Raw genomic sequence first — 15,337 nt, 5'->3', positions numbered from 1 at the left:
CGCCCTCCCCAGCCGGCTCGCTCGCCCCTCGCGGTTCGCGGCGCGTCTCGCTGCGCTCGCCGCGCCGCTGCGCGCCAGCGAACGGGTGGTCCGTCGGCCGCAGCCACCGGGTCGGTCGAGGACTGCCTCGCGGGGCCGCTCACCCGTCGCGAGCGCCCGAATCGGGCGGGTCACGGTCCCGACGGGCCTCGAGGAACGCCTCCTCCTCGGTCGAGAGGTCGCGCTCGCGGAACTCCTCGAGTCCCGCCTGGTAGCGCTTGCGGCTCGCGTGTCCGCCGTTTGCGCCCTCATTGCCCGTATCGTCGACGGGAGCGGGGTACTCGAGGATTAGCTCCGCGATTCCGGTCGTCTCGCTGGTGTAACCGAAGCCCGCTCGGTACAGCGCTTCGTAGGCGAAGGGGTTGTTGACGGCGATCCGCAGGCGGTCGTACCCGCGCTCCGTCGCGCGGTCCCGAACCAGCCCGACGAGTTCGGGGCCGATCCCCTCGCCGCGGCGGTCGCCGGCGACCGTCACGTACCGCAGCCAGAGGGTCGCCTCGTCCGTACGGTCCTCGTTGAACGCGATCGCTGCGACGACCTCGCCGTCCTCGCGCGCGACGGCCTTGCCGGTGTTCGTCATGACGAACTTCCCGGCGTAGCTGAACCACTCGTGGTCGAGGCGCAGCTTCGGCCCGTCCGGCGGCCAACCCAACAGTTCGTACTCCACGGGTGACCGTTCGTCCACGCGACTCCTAAGGGTCACGCCTGCCTCCACCCACGCGGTCTCGATCGAGACGACCGGAGTACCCACACGGCTGCCGTCGCCTCGGATTCTAACGGTGGCGAATTCAACGGGCGGATTTTTCCGATCTCGGCGCCTCGGTACGGGTGATGACGGACGAAGAAGAAGATCACGAGGAGGAACTTCTCGAGGCGGAGCTCGAACAGTCACCCGAACAGGCCGCCGACTGGCTGCGCAACCTCGCGGACGAACTCGAGGACGGCGAGGAGCTGACGGTCTCGACCGACGACGACTCCGTAACGGTCGCGTTACCCGAGGACAACCTCGAGTTCGAGGTCGAACTCGAGCGCGAACCCGAGGACGACGACCACGACGAGATCGAACTCGAGATCGAACTCGAGTGGCTCGTCCCGAGTTCGGACGCCGACGAGGAGTAACGGACCGGTCCGCCCGGACCGCCGTGGCACCGTCTACAGCAATGACCGTTTTTTCGACACGTTGGTTCGAGACGACAGCCGCGGGTCCGTCGGTCGCCCCGTGATTCGGTACCGAACGCGATAGCCCCGGCTGTCGGATACTGAAGGTGGTTATGAAGAGTGGGAGCTCGCTACTCCACACTCGGTACGAGGGGACGTTCCCGGATATCCCTGGCCCCAAAACAGATTGGGTCCGCTTCGGCCGTCCGCGAGAGGGGCGGCTCAGAACCGGTTTCGCCAGCGCTCGCTTCGAATCACTTCGTCTTTCATCGCCGAGCAGTGTTCCTTCGCGCGTTCCTCCCCGAACTCGTCGGTCACGTCGTCGACGCAGGACTCCCAGGAGCCGCCGATCGACGACCAGAACTCGAGGACGCTGTCCCGATCCCAGCCCTCGGGCAGGTCGTCGAGTCCGTTGACGTCCTCGTCGACGACCTCGGTCAGCGCCTCGTCGTCGGTCTCCTGGGTTGCGTCCTCGTCCTCGAGGTCGCTCGCCTCGAGGGCCGACGCCCGGTAGACCGCCGAGCCGACGGCCTCGAGGCCGACGACGTACGCCGGCTGGTCGTCGTTCGCCGAGACATCGGCGAGCTCGTCCCCGTTCTGTGGGAACTCGAACGATTCGGCCAGGACGGCCGCGACGACGCCGCGTCCGTCGGGCGTCGCGACGACGTCGCCTTCCTCGTATCTGGTGCCCATACTCGGTCCTCCGACGGCCGTTTCAGTAGTGGCGGTGCCGGGAGCTGCAAGGGGTGGATTCGGGAGAGTGCTCGAGTCAGGAGCGGTCGTTCGATCGCTCGAGGTGTCGTCTTTTGGAGGAGGTGGACCGGGATTTGAACTACGCGAAGACGGTCGCGCTCGCTTCGCTCGCGCGCTGCGTCTTCTCTACTTCAAATCCCTCGTGCGATTTCTGCTGCTCGCGGAATTGCTCGCAGCAGAAATGCGCGGACCGGGATTTGAACCCGGGCCATGAGCTTGGAAGGCTCAGGTCCTACCACTAGACCATCCGCGCGCACTCTTTCGTTTTCGTTCCTCGTTTAAGGCTATTCCGTTTCGGCTCGAGAAACGCGGTCTCCGCTCGCGACCGTCGCGTAGCAGTTCCCGCTCGAGAGCTCCCACTCCACGATCTCGAGGTCGCTGTCCTCGAGGTCGCGCTCGAACTCCGCGGGGTCGTAGATGTGGTAGAAGCGGTCGACGGCCTCGCCGCCGGGGAGGGTCCACTCGACGGTCGTGTCGAACCCCTCGGTCTCGTCGAATCGGTCGTGGGCGGTCGACCAGGCGCTGACGAGCGCGCGGCCGCCGGGAGCGAGGACGCACGCGAGCTCGTCGAGGCTCGCCAGTCGGCTCGCTCGCGTCGGGAGGTGATGCAGAGTCGCGACGTAGACGGCGACGTCGACGCTGTCGTCGGCCAGCGGCAGGCTCGAGGCGTCGCCCTGGATCAGCGAGACGTCGAACTCGCGCTCGCGGGCCCGTTCGCGCCCGGTCTCGAGCAGGCCGCGGCTGACGTCGAGGCCGATCGCGCGGTCGATCCCGTCGGTGTCGGCCAGCAGCTGAGCGTGGCGGCAGTTGCCACAGCCCAGGTCGAGCCCGACGGCCCCCATCGGAGCGGGTTCCTCGAGGAAGGATTCGACCTCGGGCCAGGCGTACTCGCGGGTCGAGGCGAAGTGGGTCGCGATTCGATCGTACGTGTCGCGGACGGCCCGCCGGTGGTCCATCTCGGTCGCACGGAGAGCGCGAGCGCGCAAAAAGCGTTCGATGAGCCGAGCGTTCGCCGTCTGCAACTACGTTTGCCCACGCGAACCGGTTCCGTCGACGGATCTGTCGAAGGCCCGAGTAGTCTTGCGTTACGTTCATACGGCGGGAGTACCAAGCGAGGGTACGGAATGAGGCGCGAGCACTTCACACTGGACGTTAGCAATGTCGACTGGGTCGAGACCGACGGCGAACCGGCGAAACCGTCGGTATCGATCGACTTCACCGGTCCAGCGACGGCACTCCGTGAGCGCCTTACCGCTCCCGACGGGGACGTCCTCGAGGCGAGCGAGACCGACGCCGCCCTCCGTCTCCAGGGCCCGCTCGGAGAGGAAACCGACGGCGTCGTGAGCGTCGCCAACCGAACCACAGGCGAGTTCCTGCTGGAACTCAACGAGGACGCCGACAACGTCCTGCGGTTCATTCGGGCCGCACGCGGCTACGGCGAGAACGGAAGCGGCGACGGTCGGTACGAGATCGAGATCCTGTTCGACGGCGAGGAGTTCGTCAGCTACGACAAGGGAACGTTCCTGGTCTACGACGAGGACGGCAACCTCCTTCGCCAGCACAGTCTCATCCCCAGCGGCGTCGAACTCTAACCCGGACCGCGGGAATCGACCGGCAATTATAAGTGTTTTAGGCACGCCTAAATCGAATGTACGCCGGCAGACGCCGGAAATCGATATGGCGAACGGACAACAACTCACGTCGGCGACCGACGCAAGACAGTCGAGAACCCCATCTCCGGACTCCGTCGAAGACGTCGTGCTCGAGCTCAATGGCGTCGCGAAACGGTACGGTACCGAGGACGTGATCTCGGACCTCTCGCTGTCCGTTCGCGACGGCGAAATCCTCACCCTGCTCGGTCCCTCCGGCTGCGGGAAAACGACGACACTGCGCCTGATCGCAGGGCTGGAGCGACCGAACGCGGGCACCGTCCGACTCCAGGAGACCCCGGTCGCAGGCGAGGGTCGGTTCGTCCCGCCAGAGGAACGCGGAACGGGAGTCGTCTTTCAGGAGTTCGCGCTGTTTCCACACCTCACCGCCCGCGAGAACGTCGCGTTCGGACTGCAGGAGTGGGAGGAACCCGACCGCGAGGCGCGGGTCGACGAACTGCTCGAGCTGGTCGGTCTCGAGGCCCACGGCGAGGACTACCCGGAGGAGCTCTCGGGGGGACAACAGCAGCGGATCGCGCTCGCCCGATCGCTGGCGCCCGAACCCGAGATGTTGCTGCTGGACGAGCCGTTCTCGAACCTGGACGTCGACCTGCGCGTCGAGATGCGCGAGGAGGTTCGCCGGATCATCAAGGCCGCCGGCGTCACCGCCGTCTCGGTCACCCACGATCAGGAGGAGGCGCTGTCGATCTCCGACCGGGTCGCCGTAATGAACGAGGGCGACATCGAGCAGATCGACACGCCAGAACAGGTCTTCCAGCAGCCCGAGTCGCGCTTCGTTGCGGGCTTTCTCGGCCACGCGAGCTTCCTTTCGGGGGACGTACGGGGAGACCACGTCGATACCGCGCTCGGACGAGTGTTACGCGATAACGTCAACGGCCTCGCCGAGCAGTACAACGGAACCTCGGTCGATCTACTCGTTCGCCCGGACGACGTGACGGCCTACCCGGCCGCCGACACCGACGCCCCCGCCGACGGCACCGTGGTCTACCGCCGGTATCTCGGGCCGACCGTGCTCTACCGGGTCGAACTCGACACCGGCGAGACGATCGAGTGTATGCACAACCACTCCGATCGGATCAACCTCGACGAGCGCGTCGCGGTGCGGGTCACCGCGGACCACGAACTCGCCTGGTTCCCCGCCGGCCAGCGCGAGCGCATGCCCTCGGTCGCGGCCGACTGAGCCCCTCTCCGTCCGACGCGACGGTTTTGCGACGCGTCGCCACACAATGCTTAAACCAAAACCCTCCCTACAGGTGGGTATGCACAAGGACGAACTCCTCGAACTCCACGAAGAACTCGTCGTCATTATGGAGTACTTCTCGGAGCGCGAGGAGGTCGACGAGGAGTTGTTCGATCCGTACCGCCAGCTCGATGTCGATCCCTCACACGTCCACAAATCGAAGAGCGAGCACAAACACGCCGTCTTCGTGCTGGGCAACGCCCTGGCGAAGGCGATGAGCGAGGACGAGTTCTCGAGCGCCGGTCGGATCGGCAAACGGATGAAGGAACTCGCCGAGGACGCCGAGTCGAAGATATAGACGAAACGTATTTGTCCCGTATCCTGGTTGTTGGCGGTATGGATTCGCGCACGCAAGAGCGCGTCGAGCGCTGGGATTCTCGCCCGTTCGACGGGGATCTTCACGCGCTGGCCGGCGCCGATTTCTCCGGCGCCGTCGTCGCCGGCGACACCTGGCTATTCCTGCTCGGGGGGCGTATCGTCGGCGTTATCGGCGGCGAACTCGAGGGGGTTGCGGGCGGCTCCGGAACCGTCTACGAGGCACCCCACCGGGCGCTCCCGTTGCTCTGTTCGATGGAGGCCCAGCGCGGCGCGCCGCGGGGCCAGTACTACACGAACGAGACGCCTCTCGAGGAGGTCGACGACACCCTTCAGGAGGGAGGGTTCACCGGTTACGTCGAACTGAGCGAGAACGTCCTCAGCGGGGACTACTACCTGGTCTACTACGGCGGCCGACGGATGGCGATCGCGTACATCGGCAACGCCGAACGGCTGCTCGTCGGCGAGGAGGCCTACGAGCGAGCGGTCGACGAGGTCGGCATCTACGACGTGATCGACGTCGAGGTCGAGGTCACGGACGTCGCCGACGCAGTCGATGCGCCGTCGGCGGCCGACACCGGAGACGCCGGCGCCCTGGAAACCCATACGCAGGTCGACGAGTCGGCTCCGGAACCCGATCGCGAGCAGCGGGCGACCGTCGGCCCGGAGCCGGCTGGATCGACTGCGACAGCCGCTGCGAGGACACAGAGTGCGACCGACGACGAACCGGCCGGGACGGACGACCTCGAGGAGGACGAGACGCGATGGCAGGAGTCGCGAACCGTTCCCTCGGTTGATCCGGAAGGGGCCAGTGACGTCGCGGACGCCCCGGATACGGAGGCCGTCGCCGCCGAGGAGACGCCGGAACCGGACGCCGACGTTCCGTCCGACTCCGAGGAGCCGTCCGCGGCCGAGACGGCGACGCCCGCGGAGGCGTCCGCTCCCGGTGCCGAACGCGACGTCGAGGCCCCTGTCGAGCGCCTCGAGGCCGAACGCGAGCGACTTCGCGCGCGAAATCAGGAGCTGTCGGCGACCGTCGACGAACTTCGAACGCGGATCGAGCGCCTCGAGGCGGAACTCGAGGAGGCCCGCGGCGGCCAGTCACCCTCGTCCGGACTCGACCTCGGGATCGACGAGGCGCTCTCGCAGACGAACCTCTTCGTCCGGTACGACTCGCGGAGCCAGCCCACCCTCGGGACGGCCCACGAGGACCGCGTCGACCGCAGCGAGGTGGATGCGAACCTGCGACTCGAGTACCACACGCGGTTCGACGACGTCGGCGCCACCGTCGACGGCGTCCCCTTCGCCGAGGCACTGACCGATTCGATGGAGTTTCGGTTCCTCGAGTGGCTCACGACGGAGCTGTTCTTCGAGATCCGGGACACGGGTCGCGCGGACGCCCTCGGCGACCTCTACGAGGGACTCGCGCGGATCGACCGCGTCGAACTTCGAAGCGAGGTTCCGACCGGAACCGGCACCGAGGACGGCGCCGAAACGGTCGCGTTCGACGTCGTCGCCTACGACAAGATGGGCCACCCGTTGCTCGTGGCTGAACTGAACGACTCCCGGGAGCCAGTCTCGCGGGACCGACTCGAGGCGGTCGCGGCCGACGCCGCGGCTGTCGCCGACCACCACCCGGAGCTGGCGGCCGCGCTCGTCGTCACCCGGAGCTACTTCGAGCCCGGCGCGCTCGAGGTCGTCGAGGAGGCGACCAAGAGCGGCTTTCTCAGCCGCGGCTCGCGGCTGAGCTACGTCAACAACGCGGGGTATCACCTCTGTCTCGCCGAGTCGCGATCGGAGGGGTTCCACGTGACCGTCCCCGAGCTGTAAGTCGGGTCGTCGCTTGCCAGCAACCGTCCGCGACGCTACCGACGCTGCGAACAAAACGACGAGAAAAGAGAGACTACCCTTCGATCTCGGCGACGTCTTCGATCTTCATCCCATCGAGCTTGTCGACGATGTCGTCGATCTTGCCGTCGAGGTCGTCGACGAACTCGGCGGTGCGCTCGGTCTTGATCGCGCCCTGGCTCGAGGGCTCGATGAGGTTTTCCTCCTCGAGGACTCGCAGCGAGTAGCGGACCTTGTGGTGGGGGTAGCCCGTCTCGTTCGACATCTTGACGATCCCGATCGGCTCGTTCTCGATAACCATCTTCAGGACCTGCAGATGTCGTTCCAACATATCGACTTCCTTCTCTAGTCGGTCTATCATGGCATTTGTTAACTTGTCTTTGGGGCCTTTAAAAGTTACTCTCTGCGAGTGAAACGACCACTCTCAACAGTGTGTCAATTCCTGTCAGTAGTTAACGCTTCCGGTCGCACGTGCCCGCAGGCGGTCGCCGTCACGAACCCGTTCGGTCCGCTGAACCGGTTCGGCGGGGGAGCGGCGGCGGGCGCGCGGCCGTTGCACGGAGATGGGAGGACGATCGGCGCTCGAGCCGCTCGGTCGCGATGCCTATTCGCGTTCGTGGATATCGTTCCCGTTGATCGTCCGCACAGACCGTAATCTGTTTATCGACCGGGCAAGAATCCGCCGCTGTTATGACCGTCACAATCGTCGGGTCTCAACTCGGCGACGAAGGCAAAGGCGGGGTCGTCGACCTCTACGGGGACGCCGCCGACGTCGTCGCCCGCTATCAGGGAGGCGACAACGCAGGCCACACCGTCGTTCACGGCGGCGAGAAGTACAAGCTGTCGCTCGTTCCCTCCGGCGCCGTCCGGGGGAAAGTCGGCGTGCTGGGTAACGGCTGCGTCGTCAACCCACGGACGCTGTTCGACGAAATCGAGACGCTCCGTGAGAAGGGCCTCGATCCCGATGTTCGGGTCGCAGAACGCGCCCACGTCATCCTGCCGTTCCACCGCGTCCTCGACGGTATCGAGGAGGACGTCAAGAGCGAGGACGATCAGGAAGTCGGCACGACCGGTCGCGGCATCGGCCCGACCTACGAGGACAAAGCCGGTCGCCGCGGCGTCCGCGTCGGTGACCTGCTCGACCCCGACGTGCTCCGGGATCGACTCGAGTACGTCGTGCCACAGAAGCGCGCGCTCGTCGAGGACGTCTACGGCGCCGACATCTCGGACCTCGAGAACCCGGACGCGTTCGATATCGACGCGCTCTTCGAGGAGTTCCGCGAGATCGGTGAGCGCCTCGCCGAGGGGAACATGACCGTCAACGCGAGCGCGTTCCTCACGGACGCGATGGCCGACGGCGAGACCGTCATGTTCGAGGGTGCACAGGGAACCATCATCGATATCGACCACGGGAACTACCCCTACGTCACCTCCTCGAATCCGACCGCGGGCGGCGCAGCGGTCGGCACGGGAGTTAGCCCCAACGTCATCGCAGACGGCGAGATCATCGGCATCGTCAAGGGTTACCTCACGCGCGTCGGGAGCGGCCCGCTGCCGACCGAACTCGGCGGCGTCGTCGGCGATACGCCCGACTACGACGAACAGGGCGACGGCGAGAACGAGGAGCTCGCGACGTACATCCGCGAGGAGGGCGGCGAGTACGGGACCGTTACCGGTCGCCCGCGCCGCGTCGGCTGGCTCGACATGCCGATGTTGCGCCACTCCGCGCGCGTCAACGGCTTCACCGGCCTCGCGATCAACCACATCGACGTGCTCGCCGGTCTCGATGAGGTGAAGGTCGGCCACAGCTACGAACTCGACGGCGAGGAACTGCTCGCAATGCCACCGACGACCGAGGAGTGGGGTCGCTGCGAGGCGAACCTGCGCTCGTTCGACGGCTGGGACGACGTCGACTGGAGCGCGGTCGCCGACGAGGGGTACGAGGCGATTCCCGAAAACGCCCGCACCTACCTCGAGTACGTCGCCGACGAGCTCGAGGCCGATATCTACGCGGTCGGCGTCGGTCCCGGCCGCGAGGAGACCGTCGTCGTCGAGAAACCCTACGAGTAGAGCCGCTCGGCGTCTCGGTTCGGCGGGCGGCGCGCTCGAGGGAATCCGGCCGCCACCGAGGCGTTCCCGAAGCCTTTTGCTGTATGCGTTCGCCTGTCGTAGTATGAAGGAGTCGCTGCTGGAGATCCTCTGCTGTCCACTCGATAAACACGAACTGGAGCTCGAAGACGCCGAATACGAGGGCGACGAGGTCATCGACGGAACTCTCGTCTGTACCGAGTGTGGCGAGCGATACCCCGTCGAGGACGGGATCCCGAACCTGCTGCCGCCGGACATGCGCGACAAATCCCCCGCCTGAACGCCTCACTGAACCGTGTTCACCCCAGCGGTCACCGTCCACGTCAACCGCGACTCGCCCGAGCGCCTCGAGGCAGCGACCGCCACGTTCGAGACCGCCGAGTCGTTCACCCTGCTTCTCGAGGGCCACGACTCCCCGACTCACGTCCACTGCCGACTCGACGACGAACTCGCCCGCGTCGCCTCGCTCCCCCAGTCGAACTACTACGTCGAGACCGACGCGCGAACCCCGGTTCCGATCGACGTCGACGCGGGCGGTCTCGAGGAGTCGGTTCAGGGGTATCTCGAGGTCTCGACGGGGTACGGCGCCGAGTCGGCCGCGATCGCCATCACCGTCGAGCCCGGGCCCGATCGGGTCGAGATCGACGAATCGCTCTCGAAGCCGAAACAGTCCTCGATCGATCAGTCGCCGTCGCCGTCCGAGCCGCTGTTTGGCGATCTTGACCTTCTCGGCGATGTGGGACCGGTAGCCCTCGCCGCGATCGCGTTCGGGGCCGTCGTCGTCGCGCTCGCGTCCGCGCTTGCCGTCGCCGCCGTGGCCGGCGGAACGGCCGCAGTCGCCGTCTTCGCCATCGTCGCGGTGGCCGTCGTCGCCGCGGTCGGGTTGCGATTCCGACCGTAGTTTTACTCCCGTTTCGTCGCCTCGAGCCCGCCGTTCTCGTCGAACCGCTTCGCCCGGAGATACCGCGCCCGGTAGCGGTTCGCCCCGTCGTTGACGTCGGCCTCGCGGATCTCGTCGGTCCGGCCGTCCGCGACCGCGTCGATCAGCTCGGCGAGCTGGTTGAGTTCGCTCGTCGTGAGCTCGAGTTCGTACGTGCGCTCGGCTTCCGACTCGAGGATCGCCCACTTGCGCGCGGCCGCGACGACGAGCGAACAGGGTTCCCGACAGGGGAACGGGCCGTCGCCGCCCGGCGCCTCGAGGGCGTCGTCATCGTCGTACTCCCACTCCCGACGGCGGAGACACTGCGAGTCGACACAGCAGGCCTCGGCCATCCAGTCGACGGCCTCGCGGGGCAGCTCGTCGATCACGTCGTAGATCCCCGTCTGGCGCTCGGCGGTCTCGAGCCAGTGGTCGACGTCGAGCTCGCCGCGTCGCTCGCGGTGCCAGTTGGCGATCGTCGCCGGGTAGAAGAAGTCGACCGCCTCGACGAGCGCTCGGCCCGTGAGATCCGGGAGGACCCACCCCGACCGAAGCGTCGGTGCGGTCTTTAGCGGGCGGTAGCGCCCCTCCTCGTCGTACGTCGAGAGCTCACGGGCGTCGCGGGGATCCTCCCGACGCTCGAGCTCCTCGCGGGCGCGGTCGGCGTCGTCGACGTGGCGGAGCTCGTACCGGCGTTCGCCCTCGCCCCCGTCGGCCAGCCGGACGGCGATCCGGAGCTGGCCCCACTCCCGGACGATGCCTTCCTCGAGGGCGTCGTGGCGCTCGGGCACCTCGAGGGGTTCGTCCCCGAGTGTTTGCCCCTCGGTCGTCGCGTCGGCGATCGGCGCCCGCTCGCACCACCGGAGGAAGGTCCGCCGGGCCGTTCCCTCGCCGCCGATCGCGTCCCAGTAGCGCCAGTTCGAGACGAACGCCGGGATCGACTCGAGGGCGCGCTCGAGCTCCCCCTCCTCGAGGGTGGTTTCGCGAGCCTCGGGCGTCTCGAGAGCGTACGTCCCGTCGTCGGTTCGCTCGAGGACGAAGCCGTCGAAGTCGACTCCCTCCTCTGCGGCGGCGAGCAGGGACTCGTGGTCGGGGAGCGAGTCGGCCACGATCAGTCCCCCGCCTTCGGCTCCGACTCGTCGGTCGCCGCGCCGTCGCTTCCGGCCGTCATCGCGCGAACGCGCTCGACGGCGTCGCCCAGCTCCGCGCCGGCGTCGGCCGCCCGCTCGAGGAGGACGTCGGCCATCAGTCCCTCGGTGCCGACGGCACCGGCGTACCAGATCCGGTGGCCGTCGACCTCCGCTGGGACGTCCCACCCCAGGCGGTAGTCCTCGGTCAGCCCCATGTCCTCGGGGATGTCCTCCTGGGTGTGGTAGCCGTCGGCGACGAACAGCGGGACCACCACGACGTCGTCGCTTTCGAAAAAGTCGGTGACGTCGTCGACCTCCGGCTCCTCGTCCATGAACAGGGCCTTCACCTCGTCGAAGCGCTCGCGCTCGCGGATTCGGTCGGCGTGGTACTCGATGGCTTTCGCCGAGTTCTCGTTTCGCTCGGTGCCGTGGCCGACAACCGCGAGGCCGACACCGTCGCCGACGTCGGGGTCCTCGGTGACGCTCTCGGCGCGCTGGACGATTACGTCGGTCATCGCGTCGTGGGTACCGACCGGACCGCAGTAGTGGATCGTCTTCCCGACGTCGGTCGCCTCGAGGGTTACCTGCGAGGCGTCGGTCCCATCAGAATCCCACTTCTCGGGATCCCAGTCCTCGAGGCGAAGCTCGCGGGGGATCACCTGTTCGGTGAAGTACCCCTCGCTGATAAAGAGGGGAACGACGAACACCTCGTCGGACTCGAGGGTGCGGATCACCTCGCGGAAGTGCGGTTCCTCCTTCCAGAACGCCTCGCGGACCTCGTCGAACGCCCCCGTCTCGCGGACGGTGTCGGCGTGGGCGTAGGTCGGATCCGAGGCGTCCGGATTCAGGTGCGACCCGTGTGCCGCGACGACCAGCGCTTGCATACGCGGCCGTTAGGAGGGGTGCCGTTTATGGACTTCGCTGGGGGCGCGGGTCGCTGACGTTCCCGACGACGCGAGCGACGGCCCGTCGACCGCGAGCCGTCGGCGGTCGGCTACGGGACCGAGAACTCGGTGCGTGCCTCGCAACTCCCTTCCTGGGCGCGCAGCTCCGCGACCGCGGTGTACTCGCCGGAGCGGGGCTCCTCCCACTCGGTCTCGTAGGTCGCGGTCTCGTCCGGAGCGATCCGCTCGGAGCTGATCATCTGGGCGAACATCCGACCGTCGGTGTACCGCCACACCTCCCGACCCTCGTCCTCGACGACGAACTCGGCCTTGCAGGCGTTGGAGAACCGAAGCTCGACGGGGTCGGTGCCCGCGTTCGTCACGGCGAACTCGAACCGAACCGCATTGGCTCCCCCGTTCGACGATACGTCCGCCTCGAGTCGTCCCTCGAGTGCCATACTCGGACCTGTGCCGGCTCACCGTATAGTTCTTCAGCCAGCACCGACCGTTCGCGTAATCGACGCGCGAACGGAACGCATACGAACTGCCGGGTGCGACCTCCCGTATGGATCCGTTCCGGAACACGGGCCAGCCCGACTGGGACTGGTGGGGGAAACTCTGGCCGACGCCGGGGGCGACGCTTCGCGAACTCGGGATCGACCGCGGGACGACCCTCGCCGAGGTCGGCTCCGGCGACGGCTACTTCGCGCTGCCGGCCGCCCGGATCGTCGAGCCCGCGCCGGTGTACGCCGTCGACCTCGAGCCCGACCTGCTCGCGGCCCTCGACGACGTCGCTTCCGCGCAGGGGATCGAGAACGTCCGCACGGTCCGCGGCGACGCCCGCGACCTGGACGGGATCCTCCCCGAACCGGTCGAGACAGTGTTGCTCGCGAACGCCTTCCACGGCGTCGACGACCGCGACCGGCTGCTCGAGGCCGTCGCGAACTCGCTTCGATCCGGCGGCTCGTTCGTCGTCGTCAACTGGGCCGGCCGCCCGCGCGAGGCGACGACCGTCGCGGGCGAAGCCCGCGGGCCGCCCACCGAGCTTCGGGTGAGTCCCGACGAGACCCGCGAGACGGTCCTCGAACACGGCGCGTTCGCCGTCGACCGCGCGCTCGAGCTTCCGCCGTACCACTACGGGCTGGTCTTCGAACGCGAGTGAGGACCCGGGAACGGTACGCCTATCCGCGCCCGGCGCCAACCCCGTCGCGTGCAATTCGTCGGCTACGAGCCGAGCGGACGCGGGTCGGCGCTGCTGGTTAGCGACGCCGACGCCGTCGAGCCCGTTCCGCTCGAGCCCGGCACGGAGCTCTCGTACGCCCTCGGCTCGCGGCGCTGTGCCGGGACGATCACCGACGGCGAACACGTCTCCTGCGACCGCTCGAGGGCGCCCTACTGCGAGTACCACACGAGTACGTGGGTCTGTGCCCGCTGTACCGGGGACTGTCTCAAACCGGAGATGGACTGCTACCAGGAACACGCCGTCTACCTCGCCGCGTTCGCCCCGGACACGTTCAAGGTCGGCGTCACCAAGTCCCGACGCCTCGAGACCCGCCTCCGCGAGCAGGGCGCCGACCGGGCGGCCCACGTCCACACGGTCTCGAACGGCCGGATCGCCCGCGAACTCGAGGCCGAGATCGCCGACTGGCTGGTCGACCGCGTCCGAACGGGTTCGAAGGTCGCCTCGCTGGCCGATACCGTCGACGAGGCGGCCTGGGAGGCCGTCCTCGCGGAGTTCGACGTTATCGATCGGTTCGACCTCGAGTACGGGCTCGCACTCGAGAGCCGACCGGTTCGGGAGACGATCGCTTCAGGGACGGTCCGCGGGGTGAAGGGACGGCTGCTGGTCCTCGAGATGGGCGGGACGACCTACGCCGTCGACATGCGCGACCTCGTGGGCTACGAGATCGCGGAGGGAGAGACGAGCCGGAACCTCCAGTCGTCGCTCGGTTCGTTCGGCTGATCGAGTTCTACGATCGCACCTCCCCGACGACCCATCTCCTCCGTCGAGAACTCCTCGTCCCGCGAAACGTCTCCGTGGGCGGTCAGTACTTCAGTTTCGCGTCGCCCGTCTCGCCCCAGCGCTCGAGGCGGGCGTCCTCGACGCCGTAGTCGATGTCGTAGGGCGTTCGCTCGCTCCATCCCTCGCCGGTCAGGTGGGCCACGACGTCCGCAGCCGCCTCGCCGTACTGGGCACCCCGATGGAAGTGTGAGGAGGTCAGATCGAACACGTCGAGGTGGGCGTGGATCGCGGCCCGGTCGTCGTCGACGCGCCAGACGTGGACGTGGTCCCACTCGTCGCCCGCCTTCGGCCGCCGGTAGGAGGCCTCCGGCGGGACGAGTTCCTCCGTTTCGGGATCCCACGCCTTCGCCGTTGCGTCGGGGAGGGCGGGCGTCCACTCGAGGTTGCCCAGTCCGGTGAAGCCGTCCTCGACGGCCTCGAGCGCCGACTCGGAGCCGTCGGCGCGGGCGTGGACGTTGATCGGCAACGCGGGGTGCCACTCGCCGTTATCGTTCGGTTTGTACAGACACAGCGGGTAGTCGTTCTCAGCCTCGCGGTCGGCGTCGACGACCGCGTCGGTCGGCTGCGCGCTCGCGCTCGCACTCGCGGCGGTGCCGACGGCGACCGCGCTTCCGATCCCCGCGATCGTCTGCCGTCTGGTGGGGTTTCGGTCCACGGGTGATCACCGGCGCTCCGTGTCGACCGCGTCGGTCTTGGGATCGACGTTCGGTTGCACTCTCGGCCGTTCGGCGAGGTTCCAAAGAAGCGTTCGGCTTGAGTGTTCGTGGACGCCTCGGTGAGACGGCGTCTGCGCCGTCGTGCCGGCTACCCGGGCTCGAGGAGCCCGATAAACGCGTCGGCGATCGGTAACATGGCAATCCTTTTCCGCTGTGCTACGGAACCCGAAGGTATGGCTGACGAAAACGAACCCGACGCCGGCGACGAGGGCGAGGAGAAGTCGTTCCGAGAGCGAGTCGAGGAGATCCGCGAGAAGCGCGCCGAGGAGGGCGAAGGCGAGGGCGAGCCGCCCGAGAGCCCGTTCGGCGGCGGCGGTGGCGGCCCCGGCGGCATGGGCGGTGGCGGCGGCAACCCGTTCGCACAGATGATGGGCGGCATGATGGGCGGCGGCCCCGGCGGCGGCCCGGGCGGCCCCGGCGGTCAGGACGAGGGCAACGAGGAACTCGTCCGTGAGGTCCGACAACTCCGCGACGAGATGCGCGACCAGACCCGCGCGCTCAAGCGCATCGCCGACGCGCTCGAGGACCAGTAACGACCCGTCTTTTCGGCGTTC

19 protein-coding genes and 1 tRNA gene are annotated in these 15,337 nt (G+C 67.6%); 11 read left to right on the top strand and 9 right to left on the bottom strand.

The features are described from left to right. Positions 1-139: 139 nt before the first annotated feature. Positions 140-706, bottom strand: a complete 567-nt coding sequence (locus tag QA609_RS00165; protein WP_278300557.1) for a GNAT family N-acetyltransferase — start codon at positions 704-706, stop codon at positions 140-142. A 164-nt stretch (positions 707-870) separates the two neighbouring features. Between QA609_RS00165 and QA609_RS00160 the strand changes: the two genes are divergently transcribed. Further along, a complete protein-coding gene (locus tag QA609_RS00160; RefSeq protein WP_278300556.1) occupies positions 871-1,158 on the top strand; it encodes an amphi-Trp domain-containing protein in 288 nt (95 codons plus the stop codon). Between the two features lie 261 nt (positions 1,159-1,419). Here QA609_RS00160 and QA609_RS00155 read toward each other — a convergent pair whose 3' ends face one another. The 3 genes from QA609_RS00155 to QA609_RS00145 all read right to left on the bottom strand — a co-directional run bounded on the left by QA609_RS00155 (position 1,420) and on the right by QA609_RS00145 (position 2,906). Beyond that, positions 1,420-1,890 (bottom strand): hypothetical protein, encoded by a 471-nt coding sequence (locus tag QA609_RS00155; protein ID WP_278300555.1) that lies wholly within the window; start codon positions 1,888-1,890, stop codon positions 1,420-1,422. A 242-nt stretch (positions 1,891-2,132) separates the two neighbouring features. Then, positions 2,133-2,203, bottom strand: a tRNA-Gly gene (locus QA609_RS00150). A gap of 31 nt (positions 2,204-2,234) precedes the next feature. Then, complete coding sequence (locus QA609_RS00145; protein WP_278300554.1) at positions 2,235-2,906, bottom strand: class I SAM-dependent methyltransferase; 672 nt, start codon at positions 2,904-2,906, stop codon at positions 2,235-2,237. 168 nt (positions 2,907-3,074) lie between these two features. Here QA609_RS00145 and QA609_RS00140 point away from each other — a divergent pair, with 168 nt between their 5' ends. The 4 genes from QA609_RS00140 to QA609_RS00125 all read left to right on the top strand — a co-directional run bounded on the left by QA609_RS00140 (position 3,075) and on the right by QA609_RS00125 (position 7,005). Further along, positions 3,075-3,542, top strand: a complete 468-nt coding sequence (locus QA609_RS00140) for a DUF5793 family protein (RefSeq protein ID WP_005556229.1) — start codon at positions 3,075-3,077, stop codon at positions 3,540-3,542. 85 nt (positions 3,543-3,627) lie between these two features. Beyond that, entirely contained in the window at positions 3,628-4,800 is a 1,173-nt protein-coding gene (locus tag QA609_RS00135) for an ABC transporter ATP-binding protein (protein ID WP_278300553.1), read from the top strand. A gap of 79 nt (positions 4,801-4,879) precedes the next feature. Continuing rightward, a complete protein-coding gene (locus QA609_RS00130) occupies positions 4,880-5,158 on the top strand; it encodes a UPF0058 family protein (RefSeq protein ID WP_008426477.1) in 279 nt (92 codons plus the stop codon). 38 nt (positions 5,159-5,196) lie between these two features. Next, positions 5,197-7,005 (top strand): hypothetical protein, encoded by a 1,809-nt coding sequence (locus QA609_RS00125; RefSeq protein ID WP_278300552.1) that lies wholly within the window; start codon positions 5,197-5,199, stop codon positions 7,003-7,005. Between the two features lie 73 nt (positions 7,006-7,078). On the opposite strand, the gene QA609_RS00120 is transcribed toward QA609_RS00125, so the two are convergent. Beyond that, positions 7,079-7,384, bottom strand: a complete 306-nt coding sequence (locus QA609_RS00120) for a hypothetical protein (RefSeq protein WP_005556221.1) — start codon at positions 7,382-7,384, stop codon at positions 7,079-7,081. 329 nt (positions 7,385-7,713) lie between these two features. Here QA609_RS00120 and QA609_RS00115 point away from each other — a divergent pair, with 329 nt between their 5' ends. The 3 genes from QA609_RS00115 (at position 7,714) to QA609_RS00105 (ending at position 10,012) form a co-directional block, all read left to right on the top strand. After that, on the top strand, positions 7,714-9,093 hold the full coding sequence (locus tag QA609_RS00115; RefSeq protein ID WP_278300551.1) for an adenylosuccinate synthase: 1,380 nt from the start codon (positions 7,714-7,716) through the stop codon (positions 9,091-9,093). Positions 9,094-9,196: 103 nt separating this feature from the next. Continuing rightward, on the top strand, positions 9,197-9,391 hold the full coding sequence (locus QA609_RS00110; protein WP_005556217.1) for a methytransferase partner Trm112: 195 nt from the start codon (positions 9,197-9,199) through the stop codon (positions 9,389-9,391). Between the two features lie 15 nt (positions 9,392-9,406). Further along, positions 9,407-10,012 carry a hypothetical protein gene (locus tag QA609_RS00105; RefSeq protein WP_278300550.1) on the top strand — a complete coding sequence of 202 codons (606 nt, stop codon included), beginning with the start codon at positions 9,407-9,409 and terminating at the stop codon, positions 10,010-10,012. Between the two features lie 2 nt (positions 10,013-10,014). Here QA609_RS00105 and QA609_RS00100 read toward each other — a convergent pair whose 3' ends face one another. From QA609_RS00100 to QA609_RS00090, 3 genes are all read right to left on the bottom strand, one after another. Next, positions 10,015-11,139 carry a DR2241 family protein gene (locus QA609_RS00100; RefSeq protein ID WP_278300549.1) on the bottom strand — a complete coding sequence of 375 codons (1,125 nt, stop codon included), beginning with the start codon at positions 11,137-11,139 and terminating at the stop codon, positions 10,015-10,017. Positions 11,140-11,141: 2 nt separating this feature from the next. Beyond that, positions 11,142-12,044, bottom strand: a complete 903-nt coding sequence (locus tag QA609_RS00095) for a CbiX/SirB N-terminal domain-containing protein (RefSeq protein ID WP_278300548.1) — start codon at positions 12,042-12,044, stop codon at positions 11,142-11,144. Positions 12,045-12,154: 110 nt separating this feature from the next. Beyond that, on the bottom strand, positions 12,155-12,502 hold the full coding sequence (locus QA609_RS00090) for a BsuPI-related putative proteinase inhibitor (protein ID WP_278300547.1): 348 nt from the start codon (positions 12,500-12,502) through the stop codon (positions 12,155-12,157). Between the two features lie 107 nt (positions 12,503-12,609). Between QA609_RS00090 and QA609_RS00085 the strand changes: the two genes are divergently transcribed. Further along, on the top strand, positions 12,610-13,206 hold the full coding sequence (locus QA609_RS00085; protein ID WP_278300546.1) for a class I SAM-dependent methyltransferase: 597 nt from the start codon (positions 12,610-12,612) through the stop codon (positions 13,204-13,206). Positions 13,207-13,254: 48 nt separating this feature from the next. After that, complete coding sequence (locus tag QA609_RS00080) at positions 13,255-14,007, top strand: DUF2797 domain-containing protein (protein ID WP_278300545.1); 753 nt, start codon at positions 13,255-13,257, stop codon at positions 14,005-14,007. Between the two features lie 82 nt (positions 14,008-14,089). On the opposite strand, the gene QA609_RS00075 is transcribed toward QA609_RS00080, so the two are convergent. Next, a complete protein-coding gene (locus QA609_RS00075; protein ID WP_278300544.1) occupies positions 14,090-14,722 on the bottom strand; it encodes a hypothetical protein in 633 nt (210 codons plus the stop codon). A gap of 234 nt (positions 14,723-14,956) precedes the next feature. Here QA609_RS00075 and QA609_RS00070 point away from each other — a divergent pair, with 234 nt between their 5' ends. After that, complete coding sequence (locus tag QA609_RS00070) at positions 14,957-15,316, top strand: hypothetical protein (protein WP_278300543.1); 360 nt, start codon at positions 14,957-14,959, stop codon at positions 15,314-15,316. Positions 15,317-15,337: the final 21 nt, after the last annotated feature.

This window comes from Natronococcus sp. A-GB7 (assembly GCF_029688865.1).
Lineage (GTDB): Archaea > Halobacteriota > Halobacteria > Halobacteriales > Natrialbaceae > Natronococcus.
This window is presented reverse-complemented; position numbering and strand designations above follow the sequence as displayed.

Excerpts from the sequence above, each read along its gene's own strand:
- QA609_RS00160 (WP_278300556.1), top strand. The coding sequence starts at position 871 with ATGACGGACGAAGAAGAAGATCACGAGGAGGAACTTCTCGAGGCGGAG.
- QA609_RS00155 (WP_278300555.1), bottom strand. The coding sequence starts at position 1,890 with ATGGGCACCAGATACGAGGAAGGCGACGTCGTCGCGACGCCCGACGGA.
- QA609_RS00145 (WP_278300554.1), bottom strand. The coding sequence starts at position 2,906 with ATGGACCACCGGCGGGCCGTCCGCGACACGTACGATCGAATCGCGACC.
- QA609_RS00140 (WP_005556229.1), top strand. The coding sequence starts at position 3,075 with ATGAGGCGCGAGCACTTCACACTGGACGTTAGCAATGTCGACTGGGTC.
- QA609_RS00135 (WP_278300553.1), top strand. The coding sequence starts at position 3,628 with ATGGCGAACGGACAACAACTCACGTCGGCGACCGACGCAAGACAGTCG.
- QA609_RS00130 (WP_008426477.1), top strand. The coding sequence starts at position 4,880 with ATGCACAAGGACGAACTCCTCGAACTCCACGAAGAACTCGTCGTCATT.
- QA609_RS00125 (WP_278300552.1), top strand. The coding sequence starts at position 5,197 with ATGGATTCGCGCACGCAAGAGCGCGTCGAGCGCTGGGATTCTCGCCCG.
- QA609_RS00120 (WP_005556221.1), bottom strand. The coding sequence starts at position 7,384 with ATGATAGACCGACTAGAGAAGGAAGTCGATATGTTGGAACGACATCTG.
- QA609_RS00115 (WP_278300551.1), top strand. The coding sequence starts at position 7,714 with ATGACCGTCACAATCGTCGGGTCTCAACTCGGCGACGAAGGCAAAGGC.
- QA609_RS00110 (WP_005556217.1), top strand. The coding sequence starts at position 9,197 with ATGAAGGAGTCGCTGCTGGAGATCCTCTGCTGTCCACTCGATAAACAC.
- QA609_RS00095 (WP_278300548.1), bottom strand. The coding sequence starts at position 12,044 with ATGCAAGCGCTGGTCGTCGCGGCACACGGGTCGCACCTGAATCCGGAC.
- QA609_RS00090 (WP_278300547.1), bottom strand. The coding sequence starts at position 12,502 with ATGGCACTCGAGGGACGACTCGAGGCGGACGTATCGTCGAACGGGGGA.
- QA609_RS00085 (WP_278300546.1), top strand. The coding sequence starts at position 12,610 with ATGGATCCGTTCCGGAACACGGGCCAGCCCGACTGGGACTGGTGGGGG.
- QA609_RS00070 (WP_278300543.1), top strand. The coding sequence starts at position 14,957 with ATGGCTGACGAAAACGAACCCGACGCCGGCGACGAGGGCGAGGAGAAG.